The organism is Enterobacter sp. RIT418 (assembly GCF_003057745.1).
GTDB lineage: Bacteria > Pseudomonadota > Gammaproteobacteria > Enterobacterales > Enterobacteriaceae > Enterobacter.
On record NZ_QBJD02000010.1, the window covers coordinates 23,088 to 46,098 of the forward strand.

At 47.6% G+C, this 23,011-nt stretch carries 13 protein-coding genes and 3 pseudogenes; 10 read left to right on the forward strand and 6 right to left on the reverse strand.

The genetic code is table 11. The features are described 5' to 3' along the window. Nucleotides 1-3: 3 nt before the first annotated feature. From DBY73_RS13280 to DBY73_RS13305, 6 genes are all read left to right on the forward strand, one after another. Complete coding sequence (locus DBY73_RS13280; RefSeq protein WP_112011591.1) at nucleotides 4-1,140, forward strand: IpaD/SipD/SspD family type III secretion system needle tip protein; 1,137 nt, start codon at nucleotides 4-6, stop codon at nucleotides 1,138-1,140. A gap of 18 nt (nucleotides 1,141-1,158) precedes the next feature. After that, nucleotides 1,159-1,599 (forward strand): hypothetical protein, encoded by a 441-nt coding sequence (locus DBY73_RS13285; RefSeq protein ID WP_146745769.1) that lies wholly within the window; start codon nucleotides 1,159-1,161, stop codon nucleotides 1,597-1,599. Between the two features lie 86 nt (nucleotides 1,600-1,685). Further along, on the forward strand, nucleotides 1,686-3,617 hold the full coding sequence (locus DBY73_RS13290; protein ID WP_112011593.1) for a hypothetical protein: 1,932 nt from the start codon (nucleotides 1,686-1,688) through the stop codon (nucleotides 3,615-3,617). Beyond that, nucleotides 3,610-3,858 (forward strand): acyl carrier protein, encoded by a 249-nt coding sequence (locus DBY73_RS13295; RefSeq protein WP_112011594.1) that lies wholly within the window; start codon nucleotides 3,610-3,612, stop codon nucleotides 3,856-3,858. The genes DBY73_RS13290 and DBY73_RS13295 overlap by 8 nt, the downstream gene beginning before the upstream one ends. A gap of 64 nt (nucleotides 3,859-3,922) precedes the next feature. Continuing rightward, nucleotides 3,923-4,726 carry a hypothetical protein gene (locus DBY73_RS13300; protein WP_112011595.1) on the forward strand — a complete coding sequence of 268 codons (804 nt, stop codon included), beginning with the start codon at nucleotides 3,923-3,925 and terminating at the stop codon, nucleotides 4,724-4,726. Between the two features lie 72 nt (nucleotides 4,727-4,798). Then, nucleotides 4,799-5,347: a response regulator transcription factor gene (locus DBY73_RS13305; RefSeq protein WP_112011596.1), complete on the forward strand. Its 549-nt coding sequence runs from the start codon at nucleotides 4,799-4,801 to the stop codon at nucleotides 5,345-5,347. Nucleotides 5,348-5,576: 229 nt separating this feature from the next. Here the strand turns inward: DBY73_RS13305 and DBY73_RS13310 are convergent, their stop codons facing one another. After that, entirely contained in the window at nucleotides 5,577-7,976 is a 2,400-nt protein-coding gene (locus tag DBY73_RS13310) for an adenosine deaminase (protein WP_112011597.1), read from the reverse strand. Nucleotides 7,977-7,994: 18 nt separating this feature from the next. Then, a complete protein-coding gene (locus DBY73_RS13315) occupies nucleotides 7,995-10,736 on the reverse strand; it encodes an archaeal ATPase (protein ID WP_112011598.1) in 2,742 nt (913 codons plus the stop codon). A gap of 698 nt (nucleotides 10,737-11,434) precedes the next feature. On the opposite strand from DBY73_RS13315, the pseudogene DBY73_RS22330 reads away from it, so the two are divergent. The 3 genes and pseudogenes from DBY73_RS22330 to DBY73_RS13335 form a co-directional block, all read left to right on the forward strand. Continuing rightward, a pseudogene (locus DBY73_RS22330) lies at nucleotides 11,435-11,548 on the forward strand (HNH endonuclease); the annotation flags it as partial. A 231-nt stretch (nucleotides 11,549-11,779) separates the two neighbouring features. Continuing rightward, nucleotides 11,780-12,892: pseudogene (locus tag DBY73_RS13330) on the forward strand (IS3 family transposase). Nucleotides 12,893-13,136: 244 nt separating this feature from the next. Next, complete coding sequence (locus DBY73_RS13335) at nucleotides 13,137-17,414, forward strand: hypothetical protein (protein WP_146745770.1); 4,278 nt, start codon at nucleotides 13,137-13,139, stop codon at nucleotides 17,412-17,414. 558 nt (nucleotides 17,415-17,972) lie between these two features. On the opposite strand, the gene DBY73_RS13340 is transcribed toward DBY73_RS13335, so the two are convergent. The 4 genes and pseudogenes from DBY73_RS13340 to pth all read right to left on the reverse strand — a co-directional run bounded on the left by DBY73_RS13340 (nucleotide 17,973) and on the right by pth (nucleotide 22,433). Beyond that, nucleotides 17,973-19,031 (reverse strand): hypothetical protein, encoded by a 1,059-nt coding sequence (locus tag DBY73_RS13340; RefSeq protein WP_112011601.1) that lies wholly within the window; start codon nucleotides 19,029-19,031, stop codon nucleotides 17,973-17,975. Between the two features lie 206 nt (nucleotides 19,032-19,237). Next, nucleotides 19,238-20,413: pseudogene (locus DBY73_RS13345) on the reverse strand (integrase arm-type DNA-binding domain-containing protein). A 214-nt stretch (nucleotides 20,414-20,627) separates the two neighbouring features. Continuing rightward, complete coding sequence (gene ychF / locus DBY73_RS13350; RefSeq protein ID WP_112011602.1) at nucleotides 20,628-21,722, reverse strand: redox-regulated ATPase YchF; 1,095 nt, start codon at nucleotides 21,720-21,722, stop codon at nucleotides 20,628-20,630. 126 nt (nucleotides 21,723-21,848) lie between these two features. Beyond that, on the reverse strand, nucleotides 21,849-22,433 hold the full coding sequence (gene pth, locus DBY73_RS13355; RefSeq protein ID WP_112011603.1) for an aminoacyl-tRNA hydrolase: 585 nt from the start codon (nucleotides 22,431-22,433) through the stop codon (nucleotides 21,849-21,851). A gap of 275 nt (nucleotides 22,434-22,708) precedes the next feature. Here pth and ychH point away from each other — a divergent pair, with 275 nt between their 5' ends. Then, on the forward strand, nucleotides 22,709-22,984 hold the full coding sequence (gene ychH, locus DBY73_RS13360) for a stress-induced protein YchH (protein ID WP_112011604.1): 276 nt from the start codon (nucleotides 22,709-22,711) through the stop codon (nucleotides 22,982-22,984). Nucleotides 22,985-23,011 lie beyond the last annotated feature (27 nt).

The window sequence follows — 23,011 nt, forward strand, 5'->3', positions numbered from 1 at the left end:
GATATGCTTCCAGTTAGCGGCAGCGCGACAGCGCCCGTTCGTTCTTTAGTTGTTGAAACGCCGATGATTTCAGCTTCGCAGGTCGCGGAAGTTGGCGTGGGCTCAACCTCGGAACTGAATACGGTGTTATTAAAACAGCTCATGTCCGCCTTAACCTCGACGGACAGTAATAATCAGCTTGAGGATGTGAGAAACGTGCTGAAGCAGCACGGTCTGGACGACGGCGATGCGGATTTACTCAAAAGCAAGGTAGGCACCGCGCTGGCAGACATAGAGGCGGCAAATAACAAGGTCGGCACGTTAGCCAGGGATGACAAGGCCACCGTGGCAAAGATGATCTCCGCCCAGTACGAGCAGGTTGATAAAACGGCCGCTGCCCTGGGGACGGTTAAAGATGAGTTAGCGCAGAACCGCATTAAGGCCAGGCGTTCTGAGAACCAGCTCAACGCAACGATGCAAACCTCGCTCCACGAAATTGCCGAAGCTGAAGAGGCCGCGAAAGCCAGGACGGGCGATAACGAGATTTCGGTTCACACCAGCTACAGCAAGCTCTGGGCGGTAATGGCCGAGGCCATTAAAAATATCAGAACCAACTACGTCGATTTCTATGCCGGTCTGATGCAGAAATATACGGAGATGTACGAGGCCTACAACGAATATGTGCAGAAAGCCAGCGCCGATGCGGTAAAGGCCGGTGAGGATGGTAATAACGTCGACTTTAATAACAACACGATGAAGGGGGGATACGATAAATTTGATAGTGCCGTTAAGGGCATGGATCTCGGCAGCGTCGACAACTGGGATAAAATGACCGATGCGCAAAAGGCCAGCATGACGGCCACGCTTGAGCCAGCCTTTAAGGTTGATCAAAGCACCGGAAAAATAAGCTTCAATCTCGATCAATATAACGGCCGTCCTTATTATCCAAGCGATGGCGGCGGAAAAGTTTCTACCTCCAGCTACCAGGCATGGCTGGCGTCCTTTAACGCCGTTGGTACCGGGCTGCAAAGTAATATGCAGTCGTTCGCCCAGCGATATACGCAGGCCAACAGCACCTTCGATAACCTGAATAAAGTGCTGAGCGGCGCCATTAGCTCAATGGCCGACAGCGCTAAAGACGTGCTTAAAGCACTGGGGTGAGTTAACAGGTGAACAGCCATGCCAGTGAATAATGACTATTCTAACGCGACTCTTGCATGCTTGCCGGGGCAGGGGGTTGGTGAAACCGCATCTGCATATTATGCCCGCATGGGCGGGCTTAAATTTAGCGCGGCAATCAGCACCGAAACGCTCGCATGGTCTGATAACGAAGACACAAAGAGAGAGGATGTGCGCGTACTTAGCTATTGCACCGGTGCGAAATTGCCGCCAACAGATCGCGTATCCCATAACGTGGTGATGTTTCCGCAGCAGCGTTTACCCGCGCAGTTATTTTCGGCGCATGTCCAGCCGGAACAAACGTGGCGCGAATCAATCGCGCCCCCGGAGGTACATCATTATAAAGCCCCGGAATGCAGCTCAAAACCTAAATCATTTTTTCAGCGTTTCTGGCAGGGGCTGCTGCAATGCCTTTTACCCTGCGTCAAGTTCCAAAAATAACTCACTGGGAGAATAACTGAATGCGCGGAATTACCCGAAGTTTCTCACAAATAGAATTAATACGCCCAAACGCGCAAAGCAACGGGGTGGCAAAAAACGCCATGCAGCAGCACGAGCTGCTTGCGAAGCTCAAGCACGTTAATAATTCGGCGCGCGAGAGTTTTATTACTCAACCTCATGACGAAACGCTTGCTCGCGACGCCCTGCGCTCTGAAATTCAATTAGGCGTGCCGGATAAACTGCACAATGCCAGCCTGACCTATAACGGGACGCGGGCAAGGGATCTTATCGGATTCATCTCTGAACAGGTGAAGGAGCACGGCACGCCGGCGGATAAAGCAAAGCTCGAGAGCATCAGCAACAAGCTGGCGAATCTGGCCGGGCGCGAGAAGGATGAGAAGAAAATCGCCGGTCAGCTTGACGATCTGGTGTCCAAATTTGCCCGTGGTGCGGGTGAAAAATTCATTAATAACTTTATGGAAACGTACTGTTATCCGGCATGGCTCAAGTATCACGAAAGCCAGGGCATTGACGTTAAGGATAAAGAGACGTTTAACGAACAGCTGCATGCCTGCAGCACCGTGTTGAACAGGCGTCTGGACGTGATGAGCGAGTCGGGTAAGCCATGGGAATTGCTGACTCAGAATATGAGCATGCTGATAGACGAATGCGCGGCCGTCTCAAAGGCGCTGATCAGGCATGACTTCGACGCACCGCCCGCTGACGCTGAGCCCGAAAAGCCTGCGCCAGCGCCTGAACCGGTAAAAGCGACGCCGGATGGCCGCAGATACGATATTTACGGTGGAGCAGACAAGGGCGGCGTGACGCTTCACATTAATAACTCTAACTCGAACCGCAACGGTGACATTTCCAATGCCCCTGTGTACCCGGGCGGCCAATCTGCGCCCGTCGATCCGCACACCAGAAGGCTTGAAATCGTCGGGGAGCTAGACATTAGCTCAAAGGAAAAGGCTGAGCTGGCTTCGCTCATTCTCCGCTCGCAGTATGGTTCTCGCGTAATTGATCATATCGAAAGCGTCAGGGTGGATAATCAGGATAGCGTGACCGAACCGCCTCCGGTCATTCCTCCTTTCGCTCAGCAGAGCGAGGCTCCGCCCGTCGATGATAGCGTAAACACGCGCCCTGACGACGTTGACTCCCAAAGGACGCGCGCGCGCGAGCAGGATCCGGATGCGCGGATCCCAGACCCGGCCAGGGGCCTTTCAACCCGTCGGCAGGAAGCACCGCCGCGAGTGGAAGAGCCCCGTACTCGCTCGCAGGATGAGCAGCCGTCGCCAGCGGCCACGCGCAGCGTAGCAACGCAAACGCCAGCAACCCGTTCTGCTGGCGAAAATAAAACGACCCAGATTTACACCACCGAGCGCACGCTGGACCCGTGGAACCGCCGTGAACCGAAGGTGCAACACTTCGCGCCGATGAATAAGCCGGTGGAAGCGTTCCCCACCCTGAGGCCGGTGAATGGTCCACGCCCGGCAGCATCGCCGACGGCCGGACAACCTGTGACGCCGCCGCCCGTGGACGAGCCCATGATATCGACCAGTGACGTACTGCGCGACGGAGCGACCGTTCGCCAGGCGGTAAGGGTCACGTCTTCATACCTGCCTGAGCCCAGCGTTGCCGAACGTGTCACCCTGAGCGACGTAGGCCAGGAGGATCCGTCAGCCTCCGCGTCCGTGGACGAAGCGGATGGCCGCGTGCAGACTGCCGCGTCGGGCATTCCGTCGCCGCGGGCGAATGCCGCAAATCCATTTAGCATCGCCGAGCGAATTAAATATTTCGAAGAGGCGCAGAAGGCCGGGGCGCAGCCCGCATCTGCCAGAGTGTCCCGACCGACCAGCAGCACCGCGCCGGGGCAGGTGTTCTCCACGGTAAGAACGCGCAGCCAGTGGAATTTTGCCGTCCCTGAACCCAAATCCTTCGTTCCAAGAAATACCGAGGCGCCGGCTTCCGGCAGCGTGACGAACGCTAACCCGGCTGGAGAGCGCGACGATGAGTGATGTCGTAGTGGATAACCATGCAGAATCGCTGGTTGCTAACCTTATTTACCAGGTGAACGGCGTGCTGCCAAAGGATATTTCATTACACCATAGCCTTGTGAACGACCTGCTTATGGATTCGATTGAGCTGATCGACCTGCTGATGCGTCTTGAGGAAATAGGCGTCGCTATTCATGAGTCTGAAATAACGAGCGAGCTGACGGTGGGGGATATTGTCACCCACGTGGCGTCAGTTCACTGATGCTATTTTCACCGTCGCCATGTTCTCTGGGTGGCGACGTTTTTCACTAACTAAAGGTATATTTATGGTGTCCATGCCAATTAACTCCGGCTTTGAGCCGAGAAAAATAGATCATAGCGTTTTACATTCCGTGACGACCGCCGTGGGCGATGGCCTGAGAACGATTAAGCAAGGCTTTCTTTCCTGTCTGGAATGTGTTGCAAACTCGCTGGAAACGATGGGCAGGTACGTTCAGTCCGGTCTGCGGCACGTTGCCTCGGCGCTAGGCTCGCTTTTGCCGAATAAGAGTAAGGCTGCGGGTAGCCCGAAGCTGAATACTATCCAACCGGCTACGGCGGAAGCGCTACGCCTGGCCATGACGCAACGCATGGACAACAATCCGGATTATATGGCCGGTATGTTCAGGGAAAGCCTCGAGCAGGATAAAATTCGGACGATCAACGCCGCGTTAAAGCAGCCGGAAAAGATGACCGAGGCTATCCAGCGCGGTGACGTTTCGGGCACGAACGCCTCGGCCTGCATCAAGCGCTGGCTGGGGGAAACGATCGGTGAAAATAAGCTCACGGCGGCAGAAATTGAGAGTATTAACGCTCTTAAATACAATTCGCAGGCCGTAAAAGACCTGATCTCCGAACGAATGGGCACAGATGCACAGCGTTACGATATCTTCTGTTCATTACTTTCCGTTCCTCAGCGATATAAAGAGATCTGCGAGACAAAAGGGGTGGACACAACGTCTCCTTATAATCTCACCGTACTGACGAATGCGGGACTGCCGCTGCAGATTTTTTCGCCTGAAGCCTATATGCGCGCTCCAGCGAAATGCAACGACGCTTTGTTTGTTCTGATGGAGCATTGTTCCAGATAGTCTTTAATTAATAACGCAAGGCGCCACTGAGGGCGCCTTTCTATAATTCAGCAATTTAAAACGGACGGACAGGTGCGAATTATTTCAAATGATAACTATTTTATCGGGGGGCTGAAGGCTATCGCGGAAGAGATGTCGGCTGTGAATACCCGCCATCTGGTCATTTTTGATACCGGGCTACGCTCGGCGTATATTTTTGATTCTGGTGAATTGCGAAGAAACAGAATATTCGATCCCTACAGCGCGTTGCTGCACTGCCGCAGTTTTTATTTTAACCGCGATGTGCCCCTGGAGACATATGCCTATTACCTGGCTGGCCATCGGGTCAATGCTCTGGGGAGATCGCGATTAACCGAGAGAGAAGAGTGGGCGATTAGGGTGATGTGCGGAGAATCTGACGCCGATGACATGGCCGAGCTGCTGTGTTTCAACCGAAAAACGTATAGCTCGCATAAGGTAAAAGCGCTTCGTAAGCTCGGCATCCGTAATGCACTTACGCTGAATTCGCTGCTGCGGGTGTGGAAGAATAACTGGCCCGCCCTTTGCCCAAAGACCCAGCGGGAAGGGGACTTTTCCCGCTACAGTGTTGTGAACGCAACGTCTCAAGTATCTAACGCATAAAAAAATCCACGCACCGGCGTGGATTTTATTTTTGGATTTAAATGGAGCTCCGAAGCTCCCCATAAACCTTAAATTTTAGACGTTGAACCGTGACATTAATTGTATCTTATTGATATTTATTTTTTATTGAAAATTTTATCTTCAGCATACTCATTTTTGTACTCATTTTGGAGTTGGCTTGCTTGATAGTCAGCAAAGTGCTATGTCATCAAACCCCAATGTACGAGCGCTACTTGGCATCGTGAAAGCGAAAAATTCGTCCATTCTCGTTCACTTCCGCAACCTTTCTCAAAGCCTCTGCTGGCGACAAACTGAACTTTCGGGTTAACACAACGAACAGATGATAGAACTCGGATTTCAAATCCGCTGCGAAGATCCCAGGATCATCAGATCCTAGACAAATAGACATAGGGACATCACCTTCAATCACTTCATTCGGCAAGCCCATCCAGCGAAAGATATGATGTTCGCTGACATCTCGATACTGGCTGATACGGGTATTGCTGGTCGGAGGGCACTCAATCGCTATGTTTCGGCCTGCCATTTTTGCCATCACAGCTTGTTGTAATGCAACAACTGCTTCATCCGGCAAATATTCTAGGGCAACTTCAACATACTCTGCACGCTGCTTTCGCACATTGTCAGATGTAAGCCATTGCTTATACAACTTTAGTGGTCTTTTCATTCCTGCAGTTTTAGCCAACTCTCTAGCATGCTCGAACTCTTCCAACCAGAGGGATTTGGTTTTCAACGGCCCATCCAATTCACCCAGTAGGCCTTCCGATTCTGCCAACACCCCCCTCAACTCAAACACCTGATCAAGGGTGGTAATCGAGATTTCTTCTTCTAGCGAAAAAACCTCATGTGCCAAATGAACCGCCTCAATCGCTGCATCACTAGCGTAACGCAGCAGTTCCGGATGACTTCGAAGTTCTCTCCAGATAAACACCAAATCGAGCAATCTCGTTTCTTTGGTCATGGACAAAGACAATGGCAAAGAGCGTTTCCAGATGCCAGGTGTGATGCCAATCGCCGTGCAGTGACCAAGACGGTCGCCATTCCGCAAAGGCAAAAATCTCAAAGCATCATCAATTGATCGAATACCACTAATCAGATGCGGAAAGTCCTCGCCAACATGATAGGTAAAATGAGCAATACCGGATTTGGCTAGTACCCGGAACAAAGGGCCAAACAACTCCGGTGGAGCGTGCATCTCATTAGCTGCGGCATCTACTCCTCTAATCCATTTTGTCAAACGTGGTTCATGATTCAGGATGTCCATCAGAATAGCAGCCTGATTCTTCAAATCCTTGAACAGAAACGCGTAGGGATAGACTTCATCTTTTTTGGGCTTTTTCTTGATAAAGTGCGGCACTAGTGCCAGCTCGGCACATATACTGCCAGGCTTAACCTGCTCAAGATTATCGAGCACCTGAGTAATATTCAGTGGCTGGGAATGCTCCCAATTTATGGACATATGACATTTGAGGTATTCCCAGTACCCACGCAAAACGCTGAAGAGCAGTTTTTGCATTTTGCTGGGGTCGCTCTTTGGAGCAAAGCGTCCTTCCAGATAACGCACCTGAGAATATATACCGGCGCCATGTGCATGTTTGAAACGAGACAAATAAGATTTCTCGGTTTCTTCTCTCAGCTCCGTCATGGTGTATTTCTGGAACTGATCAAAACCGAAAAAATCGTCTCTCTGAACTAGCAGCGTCAAATACTGGTTCTGAATCAGCAGGTAAATCCAAAGCAGTCGTTCCAATCCTTCGGGCGCACCATACCGCCATTTTTCCAATACCCCGGTTAGCCAGCAAAATTCAGATTCCTGACTATATTTGCGGTCCGTTGGCCAAATCGTCGCAAACTCATGCTCCATGCCCTGATGCAGAATTGTGCTGTTCGCCAACTGCTGTGGGTGCTGCAATGATGTCATCCACTCTGGCAACTCCATGCCCTGAGCTACCCGACAAAGGATTTCGCGAATATTGTTGGCAACCTGCAAACGATCCTGGAAGGTTTTGGGCGTCAGTGAGGAATCAATCTGGCCACAGAGTTGTTTCATCTCTTGCGAGACCCATCCCTTATCGAAATCTCTGACGGCCACTTCTGGGTGCCTGAGTGCATCCAGCCAGCACTCTTCCGCACTGGTACTACCATTCAGATGCTGGTGAGTTTCGTGCAGGCGTTCACGGGTAATGTAGTCCTCAACAGTCGGGTGATAAGGGTACAAAGGCCAGTGAAAACAATATTCCTGACTGGCAGATCCAGGATTAATGACCTGATGACACGCCATAACCGGCAGGCACGACACACGGCTCATCAGAGTTTGCCATTCCGAGAATAAAGCAAGATCGGTTCTGGGGCCATCTTTCTCGTTTTTAACAAATTTTTCCGCGATCAGGCGTAAGGCCGCTACCGGACCAAGTTTCATATTTCGCTGTTTGAGTTGCTGTTCCAGGGATGACCAAGCCGATTTGGCTACATGATCAGGCAAACTACGCGTTTGTTCGTATTGAGCAAGGAATATGGATGATTCCACCCTGTCATCAAGTGATACCTCATCCAATGATACGTTACTTAGCCGATCCAACAGTACTGTTGAGTTAAGAAGAAAGCGTTCCATATCCGTTCCTTAAACAGATTAATCTTGGCCATTATCTGACGAATATGTTTTATCTTTCTTTGCCGATTTTGAATCATATGGAGCAGCAGCAATACTGGTGACATGCAAGTTTCTAATCCCCAGACCTGAAAACGAGGGATCATTTTTTTCCATATTATCGAAATCCACATTCTTACTGAATTCTCCGCCAATAATCGTATCCAAACAATTAAGAAAGGATTTTTCTTGCTGGAGGAGTTGCGTATCGGCCGAATTAATCCCACCAAAAGGAAAAAGAAACGGATGTATTAACGGGCACTTTATAATGAGATAAAAAATCGGATGGGTTTTTATCAACCCGCCTAAATCCCCTATTGAATCCAGTTTGGTGACGAATTGACCAACGGATGTAACAGGATTTTGCTTAAACTTAACAGAAATACTAGACAATGAGTTCTCGTCAATCCGATGATAAGCATCTTCTTCAACCAGTACCGCGTGAAGGAATGCTAATATATTAAATCGCATAATTTTTGCAGCATTGGTATATTTTGCATATTTTCCTTGATGCGCATCTTCATCACCACCAAGTAACGCTTTATGCTTTTCAGATATAGAGGACAAATTAAAAAATAATCGAGTCCATATCTTACCAATCAATATAGAGGAAGGTTTTATTTTTGGTGACTCTTGACGAACAAGACGATTCCAAACAATAAGCGCCGTCATTGCTTCACTAATTTCCTTTTCACTAACAATGTCCTGATCTTCCACCTCTTCGACTGTGCCTTTATCCATATGTTTAGACCATATAGGCGCAACACAAGTGGGCTTCGCCAAGACCTTCAGTAAAGCCTTATTAAATACCTGCTCGCCCATATTTGTTTCTGAGCTAGCGTCATCTTCCACTAGGTTATTCGTATCAATATCCGCTAGATCAGCAATGGCGCCAATTAGGTTGAAAACAGACAGAAAATCTGATGGGGCTGGCGTCAATGAGGAGCTAAGAGAGGCTGCAACAGCAAGCTTCGCCAATCCATTTTCTGAATTTATATTTAATGCTTTGTACACCCCTTTCTCACCACGATTTTTTTTATTTACTTGTATCATTCCAAGATATACACCTGCTGATTGGGATGGCAACCCATCATCAGAGATAACGGCACAACTTCTATTCGCCCAATTGGTAACACTTTCACGACGACCAATTGACATATATGACTTAAACTCTACATCTATACTTGGTCGAGTTTTCTCTACATCTCCTCCAAGTCGCTTCTTCACATGATCAAAGAGACTGACACTGCCGCATCCAACCAGCATAAGTTGAAGTATTCGTGAAAGACTTCCTCCACACAAAGCACTTACTTGAGAGGATAAATAAACAGAGCAATTCCTGAGAGCTTCAGAACTTGATTGAGGTCGAAGATAAAATCCGGTATTAACCTCTTGATCCTGACGTGAGTAGCTAAACATATCATCACACAAAGAATCCATACCAAACCGATGCTGCTCATAATTCAAACCCACCCTATAAATACTACTAAGCATTGCTCCATATAACGAATCCCTCAGCAAAACACTTTCAGATATACCAGATACATGCAAACGAGAGTAATAATCCTGCATCACCTGCATTAACAGCCTAACCGGTTGCTTCAAAAGCTCATCAACATACATATCAAGATCGGAGCCAACCCGTATGTTCAAACCATTCGAAACAATATTCTCCAAAGCACTCCTAACAGTATTGACCTTTATTCCATCTGTGGTTTTACTGTATAAAACCTTAATCTTTTCAGAGTTTTGATCTCGTCCTTTCTCTCCCACCAGTTGCAACATGGTTTTCAACTGCATACGCTTCTGTACTGGAAACAGTTTTAACAAATATTGCTGTTCAAGGTGTTCCACCATATAGCCCCGTTCGGCTAAGCGGGCGCTCTCTTTTTCCTGATCGAGCAAAGTTTTACTGTAATTTTCGTATTGCTTACCGCGAATCAACTGGGAATAAAGGCGCAAATCCCCGGTCGCCACCACCACCAATTTCTGGCTGTTAAAGAATTTTCGAATAGATTCAAGTACATCCCAACCCGTATCAAACTGCGTATCGATATCATCAAACGAGATCAAAATGGCCTTACAGCCGAGAATTTCACACGCACGTTCAACCAATTGATCAAAGATTTGCGATAAATTCTGGCCACCGATGGAGTAATCAAGCTGGGCATCCAGCTTCAAAGCGTCACTGAAATATTCCGGCTTGTATTCCTTGTCAGTCAGCAGATGAAGACCGCGCTTGAGCTGTTCAAGGTGACTCTGCCATTCTTCCTTTCGTTTTTTATGGTTATTCGACGACCAATCTCCTCTTAACTCGTCGGATACCATTTTGTTCAGACGGGCGGTCACTGTGACCAGAATGGGCTCATGACGCGGCAGCTTGGTAGGGTCGATGGTCGGCAGACACTTGATGCTAATGTTGGCATCATCTGTGCCACTGTTCAGTGATTTGACCACGCTATTAATAAAAGTTGTTTTACCTGCACCGCGAGTACCATCCACAAAGAACACATTACGGCCTGATTCATCAATAAATCGGGCAAGCCCTGATGGATTGTTGGATTTAGGGAGAGTAATCGAGCTTCGAATGCTTTCAACCAACTGAGTAAGCAACGCTTTCTGGATTAAGTCGCCTTCATTGGTACTGCCCGGAAGATTGGGGGCGAACAAGTCGATGATGATTTCGTTCGTCTCGTTGTTTTTTTTCTGCGCGTTATTAGTCATATCCGTATTGATCCAGTCATTTTGTTTTTTTGCCAGCCTGTACACCAGAACTGGCGCTTTGAGTTTCCACTACATTGAATTCTCAATATTCTCCCCCTAAGTCAGCTCGCGGGGGCATGGAGTGAAGGTAAAACTGACCACTTCATTCAATCCATCCTCGCGATTGATGGTTCGTTGTATTGAGCTGGCATTAGCACGCACTGGAATCACGTATAACAATTTATTAGATTCCTAAATGGGGCAGTTAAACGCCTTATTTGGAGATCTTTCATGCATTCTAAAGAATGCTGACTTCTGGTATAATTACCTGTTTTTACGATGTTACCATAGGAATATCCAAAAGAGAGAACGAGAAAACACGACGAAGCATGAATCGTTATGATCCCTGCAAATAGTGCGGCATTCCAGGAGCCTTTCGCCACTTGGCTATCCCTCAGTATGAATCTGAATCTAGGCAACATATCAACTGCGACTGACATAATCTGTCAGTACACATCTGTTATTCATTTCTGGGCAATCCAAGCCACCGGCCGACAAGAGCGAGCACAGGTCTACATGATGGTGATCCTGTAAACGGTCGTGTTTGCCGGACAGCTGTCGCAGGCATTTTCATTACTGCCTAAGAGATGCAGAACGATGAGTTTCTTAACGAGTTGTTACAGGTACGGCGGAACAGCAGCTGCAGGACATTATCGTGCCCTTACGAAGTACCCAAGGGTCTGGCGCTGTGCGCGATTCATCATAAAGCGTTTGGCCGAGGCTCGATTGACTTGGATGAAAATATGCGTGCGGTGGTTTTCGATGAGGTGAACGTCGATGATGGGCGAATTACAATGCTGTCCTCCACGCTTCTGACACTAGGTACACTAATCCCTCTTCCTCGAACAATTGCGGGGGCATCCCTGGTGTGACATCTTCCTAGTCTGAATAATAACGACAATATCGACTATAATTGTATATGCACGTAACATCTGACCTGCTCCCCGTTGATTAATACACCCCGATGTTAGTAATGTCTTCATCAGCCACATGAGGACATCCCCATGAAGAAGCGTTTTTCCGACGAACAGATCATCAGTATTCTTCGCGAAGCGGAAGCCGGAGTTTCTGCCCGTGAGCTCTGCCGTAAGCACGCCATTTCCGATGCCACTTTCTACACCTGGCGCAAGAAGTTTGGTGGCATGGAAGTTCCTGAGGTGAAGCGGCTTAAATCTCTTGAAGAGGAGAACGCCCGCCTCAAGAAGCTACTTGCCGAAGCCATGCTGGATAAGGAGGCACTTCAGGTGGCTCTGGGGCGAAAGTACTGACGACAGGCCAGAAGCGGGAAGCCGTTGAGTTTATGTGGGATGCGACCGGTCTGTCGCAACGTCGTGCCTGCAGGTTTATCCCTGTCTACCTGCCGCTATGAGGCTCAGCGTCCGGCAGCTGATACGCATTTATCAGGGCGCATCACTGAGCTGGCACTGGAGCGCAGGCGTTTTGGCTACCGCCGCATCTGGCAGCTGCTGCGTCGGGAGGGCCTTCACGTCAATCACAAGCGGGTATACCGTATTTACCACCTTAATGGACTGAGCGTTAAACGCAGACGACGCCGTAAAGGGCTGGCAACCGAACGGTTTCCGCTTCTGCGCCCGGATGCGCCGAACCTGACATGGTCGATGGATTTCGTTATGGACGCACTGGCCAACGGTCGGAGGATCAAGTGCCTGACCTGTGTGGATGATTTCACGAAGGAGTGTCTGACAATCACCGCTGCTTTCGGTATTTCAGGCGTTCAGGTCACGCGTATTCTGGACAGCATCGCGCTGTTTAGGGGCTATCCGGCGACAATAAGAACCGATCAGGGCCCGGAATTTACCTGCCGCGCGCTCGATCAATGGGCCTTTGAGCATGGTGTGGAACTACGGCTTATCCAGCCAGTTAAGCCAACGCAGAACGGATTTATTGAGTGTTTTAACGGACGCTTTCGCGATGAGTGTCTGAATGAACACTGGTTCAGCGATATTCTTCATGCCCGGAAAACGATTAATGACTGGCGGCAGGATTATAACGAGTGCCGTCCCCATTCATCGCTGGATTACCAAACACCAGCTGAATTCGCAACGGACTGGCGAAACAGGAAATATGAAGAAAAACCAACCGACATTACTAACTGAAGGTTGTATCTAATCCTGGGGGCAGGTCACTACTCTTATCTCTATGTTGAAAAATATGGCGTGTGGCGATTGTTCAAAAGTGGGGGATGGTTTCTACATGTTTCTCAGTTCGTCGATGTCCTAAGCCAGAGCATCAAGCGATCTCGATTTTTTTGCGAGCTGAGCCAGATATTTGCTGTTGTATCAACAAATTGAAGGCAGTACTTTAGTTGTTACACTCTTAACTACGCGAATGGTAAAACCGATGAAACTAGACATCATTTCGTTGGACCGATCCTTTACTGCAGTCCATCAGGATAGCTTTGGTGATGAAGATGAAGTATCCACATCCATGGGGGCCTCATCGGGATCAATAAAATGGTCTCAGCTTGAGGATGAGTATAGGGTTGTGATTCTTGCTTCTGCAGGGGCAGGCAAGACCGTTGAAATGCGCTCTCGCGCTGAAATCATCAAGCAAAGTGGCAAATTAGCTTTTTTTATTCGCATAGAAGATTTGAATGAGTCGGATTTTGCTTGGGGTTTGGAAGTTGGCTCTCCTGAAGAGTTTGAGGCTTGGCTGGTTTCAACTGAAGAGGCTTGGTTCTTTCTGGATTCCGTGGATGAGGCTCGTCTGGTAGCGCCAAATGCTTTCGAAAAGGCGGTAAAACGATTTGCATTCAAAATAAGCAAATCTCGTCACAGAGCTCATATTTATATTTCTGGAAGGCCTTATGCCTGGAGCTTCGCAACCGATTATGAAATGGTTGAGCGTTTTTTACCATTCTCAATTCAAAACGCTGCTAACAGTTCCAGAAAAGATAATTCTCTAAACATCTATAGCCTTAATGCTCTAAATTCAGAAGATATTCGCTTTTATGCTGCTCAGAGACAGGTTGATAACGCGACTGAATTTGTTGATGGAATTGAGCGAGCGAATCTACAAGCAATGGCATCTCGCCCGTTTGACCTCGATTTTCTGATTTCAACATGGCGTAGGGAACGAAAACTCGGATCTCGCTTCGAGCTGTTTGAACGAAATGTTGCAACACGGCTTGATGAAATCGATCCTTCAAGGCGTCAGGCAAGACCACTTAAGGCAACAAAAGCGCTTGAGGGTGCTGCTCTTCTTGCAGGTGCCGTAACTTTCACAGGAAAAAGTGGCATTGAGATTTATGATAAGCAAACTGATCGCAACGGTGTGAATGCTGAGGTTGTTTTAGCTGAGTGGGAGCCTCCCCATGTGTGGGCTCTTCTGGAGAGAGGTATTTTTAGTGATGCGATATATAATATGGTTGGTTTTCGCCACCGAGAAATTCGGGATTATCTTTCAGCGAAATGGCTTGATTCATTATTAAAAAAAGGACACTCCAGAAGAATCGTTGAATCCCTCATATTCCGCGATATGTATGGTGAGCAGGTTATCACTCCGAGACTCAGTACATTAGTTTCCTGGTTGATTTTAATGGACGATAAAATAAGGGATAAAGCATTAAGTATCCAGCCTGAAATAGCACTCAATGGCGGGGATGTTTCTCATTTACCACTGTCTGTACGAGTTAGCATGCTTAAAAGCATTGTGAGCCGGATTGCAAATGATACAGACGAAAGATATGTGAGATATAATGATGCTATTGGAATGATAGCCAAAGATGATTTAGTTGAGGAAATATCATCTCTAATCAGAGAATATTATTCAAATGATGATGCTGTTTTCTTTTTAACCAGATTGATTTGGCAAATAAATCAACCTATTTGCCTTGAAGAATTAACGTCTGTCGCAATTGATCAAAAAAGAAATGTTTACTCTCGTATAGGCGCAGTTAGAGCGTTAGTGACAACGGCAACAGATGATATTAAAGCGTTGCTATGGAAAAATCTGAATGAGAAACAGAACATTTTTCCTCGACGTATTTTGGCTGAGCTCGTAAATCACTCAACGTTTGACATTCGAAACGTAAACAATTTATTAAGCTCTCTCATGAAGTTGGAGCCTTATAGGCCATTTGAGACGACAGGATTGGTTGAAGGAATTAAGGTCTTCATAGACAAAGCGTCTTGCATTCAATCCTTTGAAGATGAAGAAGCATTCATCGTGCTATTGGACGGATTTTACGCGTTAATAAAACAACCTCCTTATTGTGAACAACTCGATATTGGGATATCTAAAGAGAATGTGTGGTTGTTACCTTCAGCCATGGACCTTATTGAAAAAATGGTGTTGTTACGCTCGGACACTTGCTTAGAGACAAAAGTGTTAGATTTACTTCTGGCTTTTGTACAAATCAGAGATTGGCATGGCGATCATATTCGGGAATATAAAGGGGCACTGCCTGAACTAATACACGCATGGCCAGAGTTAAACGATGCTCTTTTCTGGCGTGCAGTAGAGAACAGAAGGACTGAAGCTCAATTCAAAAACCGCAGGTTGATTGATGACTGGCATGTCCAATGGCAAGGGCATTTCTTTAAGTTTGATGTTCAAAGTTTTGAGCGAGTTTTGAACTATGTTAGTAAAAAAGAATTGCTTGATGATCGGCTGGTTGCGTTGTCTTTGGCTCTGCGCATTTATACTCAGTCGAATAATAATGAACAATATTTATCCGAAATTAACCAAGTGTCCGAACAACATAATGAGTTAGCACAGAAAGTTGAATTATATTTCAATCCTCCTTTTGATCCAGAAATGGAGGAATTAAACAAGCAACAGGCTGATTTAAAGCGAAAGGGTGAGGAAAAACGAGCGCAGAATGAGCGTGAGCGCATTGAGTGGATTAAGCGTATTAGAGCAAATCCTAAGGATATAAAAAGTCCACCCGGACTGGCGACAGGTGAGATCAGCAATGGACAATATTGGCTCTACAAGGAAATAAATAAGAATAATCATGATCATCTTGCTAAAAATCATGACTGGCATGATCTTATTGAAACATTTGGTATGGATGTTGCCTGTGCGTTTCGTGATGCAGCCATGGCATATTGGCGGATGTATCGGCCTGAAGACGAAAAAACTACTTCGATACCATTTAAGCTTGTTTTTGGATTGCTTGGGCTGGAGATCGAATCTAGAGAGAACCATGATTTTCCTAGCTATCTTCCACCGAATGAAGTTCAACATGCCCTTTTGTATTTAACAAAAGAAATGAACGGCTTTCCTAGCTGGCTGGAAAAGATGTATCAGACTTATCCTAAAATCGTGTTAGCCGCACTTTGGAAAGAAATTGAGCTTGAGTTTGATAATGAGAATCGACCAAATGAAATAAATCAACTTCTACATGACATTCTATACCGGGCCCCGTGGAGTCATATCGGACTGGCTTCACATATTTATCACTGGCTTGAGGGAAACGAGTCACAATTAAATAAAAATTTGAGGAGTTGTATCCGCATCTTGATTAATGGTGGAGTCAGTATTGCTGAGCTTGCAAAATTGGCGAGCGCTAAAATTGTTAATCCTCTAGTGGAGGGAAATCTTCCAATATGGTTTGCCTTATATGTCGATACCTCACCGGATGAGGCCATACCACAGCTAAATAAATGGCTTGAACAATTACCAGAAAATAGTGCGAGTACATTTGCACAACACTTTGTGACAACACTCACCGGGAAATTCCGTCATGGTGAAGATAGAACTTCTTTTACCGGAGGCGTTCGTAAACCTTCGAGCCTAAAAGCATTATTTTTGCTCATGACAAGATACATTAAACCTGAGGACGATTTGGATCGTACAACTGTCACCTCCTACACACCAACGCTCAGAGATGATGCACAGAGCGCCCGTGAACTGCTTTTTCAGTGGTTAGCTGAAATTCCGGGTAAAGAGACCTATGTCACTTTGATGGAACTTATTAACGAGTATCCTTATAAAAATTATATGCATTGGATGACGAGGGCTGCACGCAACAGAGCATTAGCCGATGCTGATTTTGAGCTTTGGACTGATGAACAGGTTAGAGATTTTGATGCCAGTTTGGTGTTTATACCTAATTCTCCAGAACAGCTATACCAAATGGGTGTCCATTATTTGCTGGATTTTAAGGACTGGCTTGAGCGCGGTAATGATAGTTTGGCTAAAACCTATCAAAAAATTACTAGCGAAACTGAGATGCGCACTGTTGTCGCTCATCATATTCAAAACGCAGCAAAAGGGCGATTCACCTGCGCTCAGGAAGCTGAACTTGCTAATAGCCAAAGGCCAGATCTTTGGCTTCAACATCACGATGTTTGTGTTCCCATTCCTGTTGAGTTGAAACTGTTGGATAAATCCTGGTCAGGACCTGACCTCTGTGAGCGTTTGGAAAATCAGTTGATAGGAGATTACTTACGCGAGAATCAAGCCGATTTCGGTGTGTTTTTACTCATCTGGCAGGGTAAAGATCAATCAGATAAGAATTGGGTTATTAATGGTGTGAAAGTAAATCTCACTGAACTTGAAAACGCATTAACTCAACATTGGTTATCTATCTCGCCTAAGTATCCAAAGATAAAGGATGTAAAAATCATTGTGATCGATTTAAGTCTTCGCGAAAGACGATCTGCTGAATAAGGTTTAATTATTTATTATTTCAGTACTCTTTTCCCTTGAATACTGTGTGCATTCAGGGGAAAAGAGGGCGCATTTTACAATGACTTGGGTTCTTGAATTCTGGCAGTGCGTCATGAATCTTGAGACTCACAGATCATCTTCCCCTAAATTGTCACATTCCCATTTCTGGTTTTTTGCTGAACAAACCTAACGCTTTTATTACTCTAGCCCGCTTATATCATTGCGTAAACAAAGGAAGCCAATAGATGGACGGATCCCAAGCCCGTAAACAAATTTTGTTCATGCATGCGGAATGGCTGCCGATACACCTTCAGGAGATCGCAGTATTTGGCCGGCAGTTTTGAGCGAACAACTGACATTAATAATGTAAACAATGTTTATACAGTATTTCTTCAAGCCATCCAAAGTCAGCATATCTGGGTACCAGTGTTGCCCTGAAGTGAGCATATCACCCATGTTAAGGTAGCCAATTTCAGTGTGCCTCTGCAGTCCAATGATGACTGTCCGTTCATCAGGCAACCTTTAGAGTAAGGCCTTTCGGGTACAACTGTTGAAGAATTATTCATAATTAAGCTCACCGAATAAGTCAAACATCAAATCACCGCCAAGAATTTCGAAGGGAAGCTCGACATATTCATCCTTGTGTCTTGGAAGTGCTTTGCCGTCATTCGGGGCGTTCTTGGTATATCCTTTAACTTGCTCACCGTTTTCCTTCATATACGGAAGAACAACAATCCGACCATGATTTTTGGAAATGATTGTTCCTTCCTTCCAGATTGCGTTGCCCCTTGAGGTGATCTCGCTATCATTTACCTCTTTAACACTCCACCCGACCTGGTTCTTTTCCTCGAACCAGAAAACATAGCTGCCTAGGACAAGTACATTTTGCCCATTCCTTCTGGCTTCATCCAACATCCGTTTTACGCTGGCAAGTTGCAGCAATTGGTTGGCGCGCGGAAGTAGCATTGAGCGAATCGCTGATTTAGTTTTGCCCCAATGAGCCCCACCTGGTAACCCAAAGCCCCTAGCGATACGTTCTTGATAGCAGATTTTTGCCGCCCTTGAATTGGTGTTACTCGACCATTCCCAGGTGTTATGGCCGGCGAGTCGAAGACAAACCTGAAAGCGAGGGAGAAAAACGTAACGTAGATAAGGCATCTCACTCAGAACGTCAAGCAGAGGCTGGCGTAAGTTCTCTCCATTAGGCTTGAGAATTAAATCCTCTAGCGAAATGCGCGGATCGTTAGAGTGTCTTCTGATGGCTTCTTTGAGCATCATTTGCTCTTCATCCATCAGCCGCGTTTTAGCGGTGAGCGCCTTATCCACTTTTAAACGTAATGACTCCTTTTCAGGCTGGGATAAAGGGAGTTTATCAATGTCAAAGTCGACATTGTTATTCAGATCTTCTGCCGTTTTCCGCGCATCAGCATAATTATCATAGTCGTCATTAAATGCATGGCCTGGCATACCGCGATCTACATAGCGACGATACCAATTAAGGGTTCCATCGGTCCGAAGTTTCAGGCTATACATCGACCAAGTGTTCCGTTCAAATTTGGGTCGTGGCCAGAAAGCAAGCTCTGGAAGACCATATCCGGGAAGACGATTCATGCGCATAGTGATGATCCTCACGAGAATTAAAAGCCAACTTTAGCACGTTTAACTTTGGCAGAGCTGACGACAAAATTCATAAACATACATTCACAATCCCTGTTCAGTTCCTCAAAACACTAACAAATTTCAAATTTGAGATGTCCGCTCCTGGCACAAAGTGGATCCTGAGGAATGAGTTTTATCTCGTGGTTCACTAAGTGCACTAAGTTCTACTCGGATCCCGCTACCCATTTGTCCAACATATCTGCCCATTCCTGCATCATCACTTTACGCTCATCAAGATAAGTTGCATGGTTGTATGTGCGACGAACATTGTTGGTATCAGCGTGCGCAAGCTGAGCTTCGATAGCATCAGGTCGATAGCCCATCTCGTTTAAGCGGGTACTTCCTGTGGTTCTGGTTGCATGTGGGCTATAAGTACCGCTCCAGCCGAGGCTTTTAAGTAGTTGACGCAGCGAGTGTGATGTCATCGGGCCACGCGGGTTATCACGGCCCGGAAAGAGATGGTGCCGATGCCCGGTTAATCCCTGTAGTGTTCTGAGCATGTTGACAGTCTGGGAGGGAAGGGGAATAACGTGTTCTCTGCGGGCTTTCATTCGCGCTGCCGGAATAGTCCACAGGGCGTTATCAAGATCGAATTCTGTCCATTCTGCTTCGGTGGCTTCCGCAGGACGCGCCAATGTCCACCGCATAAGCCACATGCAATAGTTAACCTGGTATGAGCCACGACTATTGTCAAAACAGCTTAGTAACTTTCCAATTTGCTGAGGATTCAGTGCTTGTTTGTGCTGTGTCCTATTGGCCGGAAGGGCCTTACGCACAGACCAGACAGGATCACTATCAGCTCTAAGTGTCGCTACTGCCAACTCGAAAACTGATGAAATGGTTCGACGGGCTTCAGCGGCAACTGTCGGTGCTCCTCGTTTAGCAGTTTCCTGAAGAATTTTAAGAATGTGGTGTGGGGTGATCTCTCTGACAGGGAGCTTACCGATTGCGGGAAAAACCACTCGTTCAAGCATATCCAGTCGGCGCGTTTTGGTGATTTCGGCCCAGTCTTTCATCTGCAACCACTCTTTGGCGATTAGCTCGAAGGTGTTGGATGCGTCGTTGATCTTGCGAATCTTATCTAACTGACGAGCCTGTGTTGGGCTAACTCCATCCGCGACCTGCTTTTGCGCTTACTCGCATTTCTCGCGAGCTTCGGCAAGTTTGATCGTCGGGTAATCACCTAGCGCAAACATGCTGGATTTACCGTTGAGTTTAAACCGATAGCGCCAGGCCTTTTTGCCATTGGGTTTCACTTCGAGGTAGAGACCGTTGAAATCATTAAGTCGATAGAATTTTTCTTTCGGCTTGGCAGTGCGGCATTGCGTATCGGTGAGCATAACGGGGCCTTGTTTATTTATTATACCGTTATTGTACTCACTTAAAATGAAGATGGAAGAATGTTGTACTCATCCATGTACTCATTTTTGACAGCGTTGTTACGAGATTAGTTGAGACGTTGTGAAATGAAAAATCCACGCAAGTGCGTGGATTTTATGGTTTTTTGTTATTCTCATGAGATATGTTGAGATCGCACGAGACAACAAATTTAATTTAGACGTTGAACAGGAAGTTCATAACATCGCCATCTTTCACGACGTAGTCCTTACCTTCAGCGCGCATCTTGCCCGCTTCTTTCGCACCTTGCTCACCTTTGTAGGTGATGAAGTCCTCAAACGCGATAGTTTGCGCGCGGATGAAGCCTTTCTCGAAGTCAGTGTGGATTTTACCCGCCGCCTGCGGAGCGGTCGCGCCGACAGGGATCGTCCACGCGCGCACTTCCTTCACGCCTGCGGTGAAGTAGGTTTGAAGGTTAAGCAGCTCGTAGCCTGCGCGGATCACGCGGTTCAGCCCCGGCTCTTCCAGACCCATTTCGGCCATAAATTCTTCACGGTCGGCGTCGTCCAGCTCGGCGATGTCTGCTTCAACGGCAGCGCACACGGCAACCACAACGGAACCTTCCGCCGCCGCGATTTCACGGACTTTATCCAGGTATGGGTTGTTTTCAAAGCCGTCTTCGTTGACGTTGGCAATGTACATGGTTGGCTTCAGGGTCAGGAAGCTCAGGTATTTGATCGCCGCTTTGTCTTCGTCAGTCAGGGTTTTCAGCGCGCGCAGCATGCCCGCGTTTTCCAGTTGCGGCAGGCATTTTTCCAGCGCGGCCAGCTCGGCTTTCGCGTCTTTGTCGCCGCCTTTGGCGCGTTTCTGCACGCGATGGATCGCGCGCTCGCAGGTGTCCAGGTCAGACAGCGCCAGCTCGGTGTTGATGACGTCGATATCGTCAGCCGGGTCCACTTTGTTGTTTACGTGGATGATGTTGTCGTTTTCGAAGCAGCGCACCACGTGGCCGATCGCTTCGGTTTCACGGATGTTGGTCAGGAACTGGTTGCCCAGGCCTTCACCTTTGGATGCGCCTTTTACCAGCCCCGCGATGTCTACGAACTCCATGGTGGTCGGCAGAATGCGCTGCGGCTTGACGATTTCGGCGAGCTGGTCCAGGCGCGGATCGGGCATTGGGACAACGCCGGTGTTTGGCTCAATGGTACAGAACGGGAAGTTTGCCGCTTCGATACCCGCCTTCGTGAGCGCGTTAAACAGGGTGGATTTGCCGACGTTAGGCAGACCAACGATACCGCATTTGAATCCCATTTTTAAATCACCTTAATGTCTTGATAATCAATCCGTTAATTCAAACCGATTGATGAAAAGTAAATAACTACGCCTATTATACACGTAACCCGCACGGCGCGCGGTAAAAAAGCCTTCGCGCGCGGATTATTGCGCTTTAAAGGCGTGCAGGCGGTTTGTCGCTTTGGTTAAGCCATCCTGGAGCCAAATTTCGGTGCAACGTGCCGCTTCGTCTACCGCTTCGTCAATTAATTTCTGCTCAGAAACCGGCGGCTTACCGAGGACAAAACCGACAACTTTGTTTTTATCGCCCGGATGGCCAATTCCAAGGCGCAAACGGTGGAAATTCGGGTTATTCCCCAGCTTGCTGATAATGTCTTTCAATCCGTTATGGCCGCCGTGCCCGCCGCCAAGCTTGAATTTCGCCACGCCGGGGGGGAGATCCAGTTCATCGTGCGCCACCAGAATTTCGTCCGGATTAATGCGGTAAAACGTCGCCATGGCGGCTACGGCCTTGCCGCTCAGATTCATAAAGGTGGTGGGAACCAGAAGGCGGACGTCCGCACCCGCAAGATTGACGCGGGAGGTGTAGCCGAAGAATTTGGGTTCTTCACGCAGAGGGGCGCGCAGCCGTTCGGCGAGCAGATCAACATACCATGCTCCGGCATTATGGCGGGTTGCGGCATATTCTGCGCCCGGGTTGGCAAGGCCGACAATCAGTTTAATCGTCACGTTTCAGTTCCTAAGGGGTTCCAGATTTGGCGCGTAGTTTACTGTCTGTCGCGCCGCTTGACAAAATTCCGCGCCATAAACCACAAGAGATGAATAATGACTGATTTGAACCATTAGAATTTCATGTTGTTCAGGCGGTTATTTGTAAACTTTTGTCTGGGCGCGTTACGTAATTGTGATCGTTGACGCAACTCATAAAAGCAGCGTTGTCTATACTTTACACACAAGGAATAGGGGCTTTACCCCTTACAACCCAGAAGTTCCGGAGGTGACATATGAAACGCAAAAACGCTTCGATACTCGGTAACGTGCTGATGGGGTTGGGACTGTTCGTAATGGTCGGCGGCGTGGGTTACTCCATCTTAAACCAGCTACCGCAGCTTGACCTCCCACAATACTTCGCCCATGGCGCGGTGCTGAGCATCTTCCTCGGTGCCGTATTGTGGCTTGCTGGGGCGCGCGTAAGCGGTCACGAGCAGGTCAGCGACAGATACTGGTGGGTGCGTCACTACGATAAACGCTGTCGCCGCGACCAGCATAAGCATAGCTAACAGAACGGATTAAAGAATATGTGAACG

Bases quoted from the DNA above. Each gene is read 5' to 3' on its own strand.
- DBY73_RS13280 (WP_112011591.1), top strand. From the start codon at position 4: ATGCTTCCAGTTAGCGGCAGCGCGACAGCGCCCGTTCGTTCTTTAGTT.
- DBY73_RS13285 (WP_146745769.1), top strand. From the start codon at position 1,159: ATGCCAGTGAATAATGACTATTCTAACGCGACTCTTGCATGCTTGCCG.
- DBY73_RS13295 (WP_112011594.1), top strand. From the start codon at position 3,610: ATGAGTGATGTCGTAGTGGATAACCATGCAGAATCGCTGGTTGCTAAC.
- DBY73_RS13300 (WP_112011595.1), top strand. From the start codon at position 3,923: ATGGTGTCCATGCCAATTAACTCCGGCTTTGAGCCGAGAAAAATAGAT.
- DBY73_RS13310 (WP_112011597.1), bottom strand. From the start codon at position 7,976: ATGGAACGCTTTCTTCTTAACTCAACAGTACTGTTGGATCGGCTAAGT.
- DBY73_RS13315 (WP_112011598.1), bottom strand. From the start codon at position 10,736: ATGACTAATAACGCGCAGAAAAAAAACAACGAGACGAACGAAATCATC.
- DBY73_RS13335 (WP_146745770.1), top strand. From the start codon at position 13,137: ATGAAACTAGACATCATTTCGTTGGACCGATCCTTTACTGCAGTCCAT.
- DBY73_RS13340 (WP_112011601.1), bottom strand. From the start codon at position 19,031: ATGCGCATGAATCGTCTTCCCGGATATGGTCTTCCAGAGCTTGCTTTC.
- ychF (WP_112011602.1), bottom strand. From the start codon at position 21,722: ATGGGATTCAAATGCGGTATCGTTGGTCTGCCTAACGTCGGCAAATCC.
- ychH (WP_112011604.1), top strand. From the start codon at position 22,709: ATGAAACGCAAAAACGCTTCGATACTCGGTAACGTGCTGATGGGGTTG.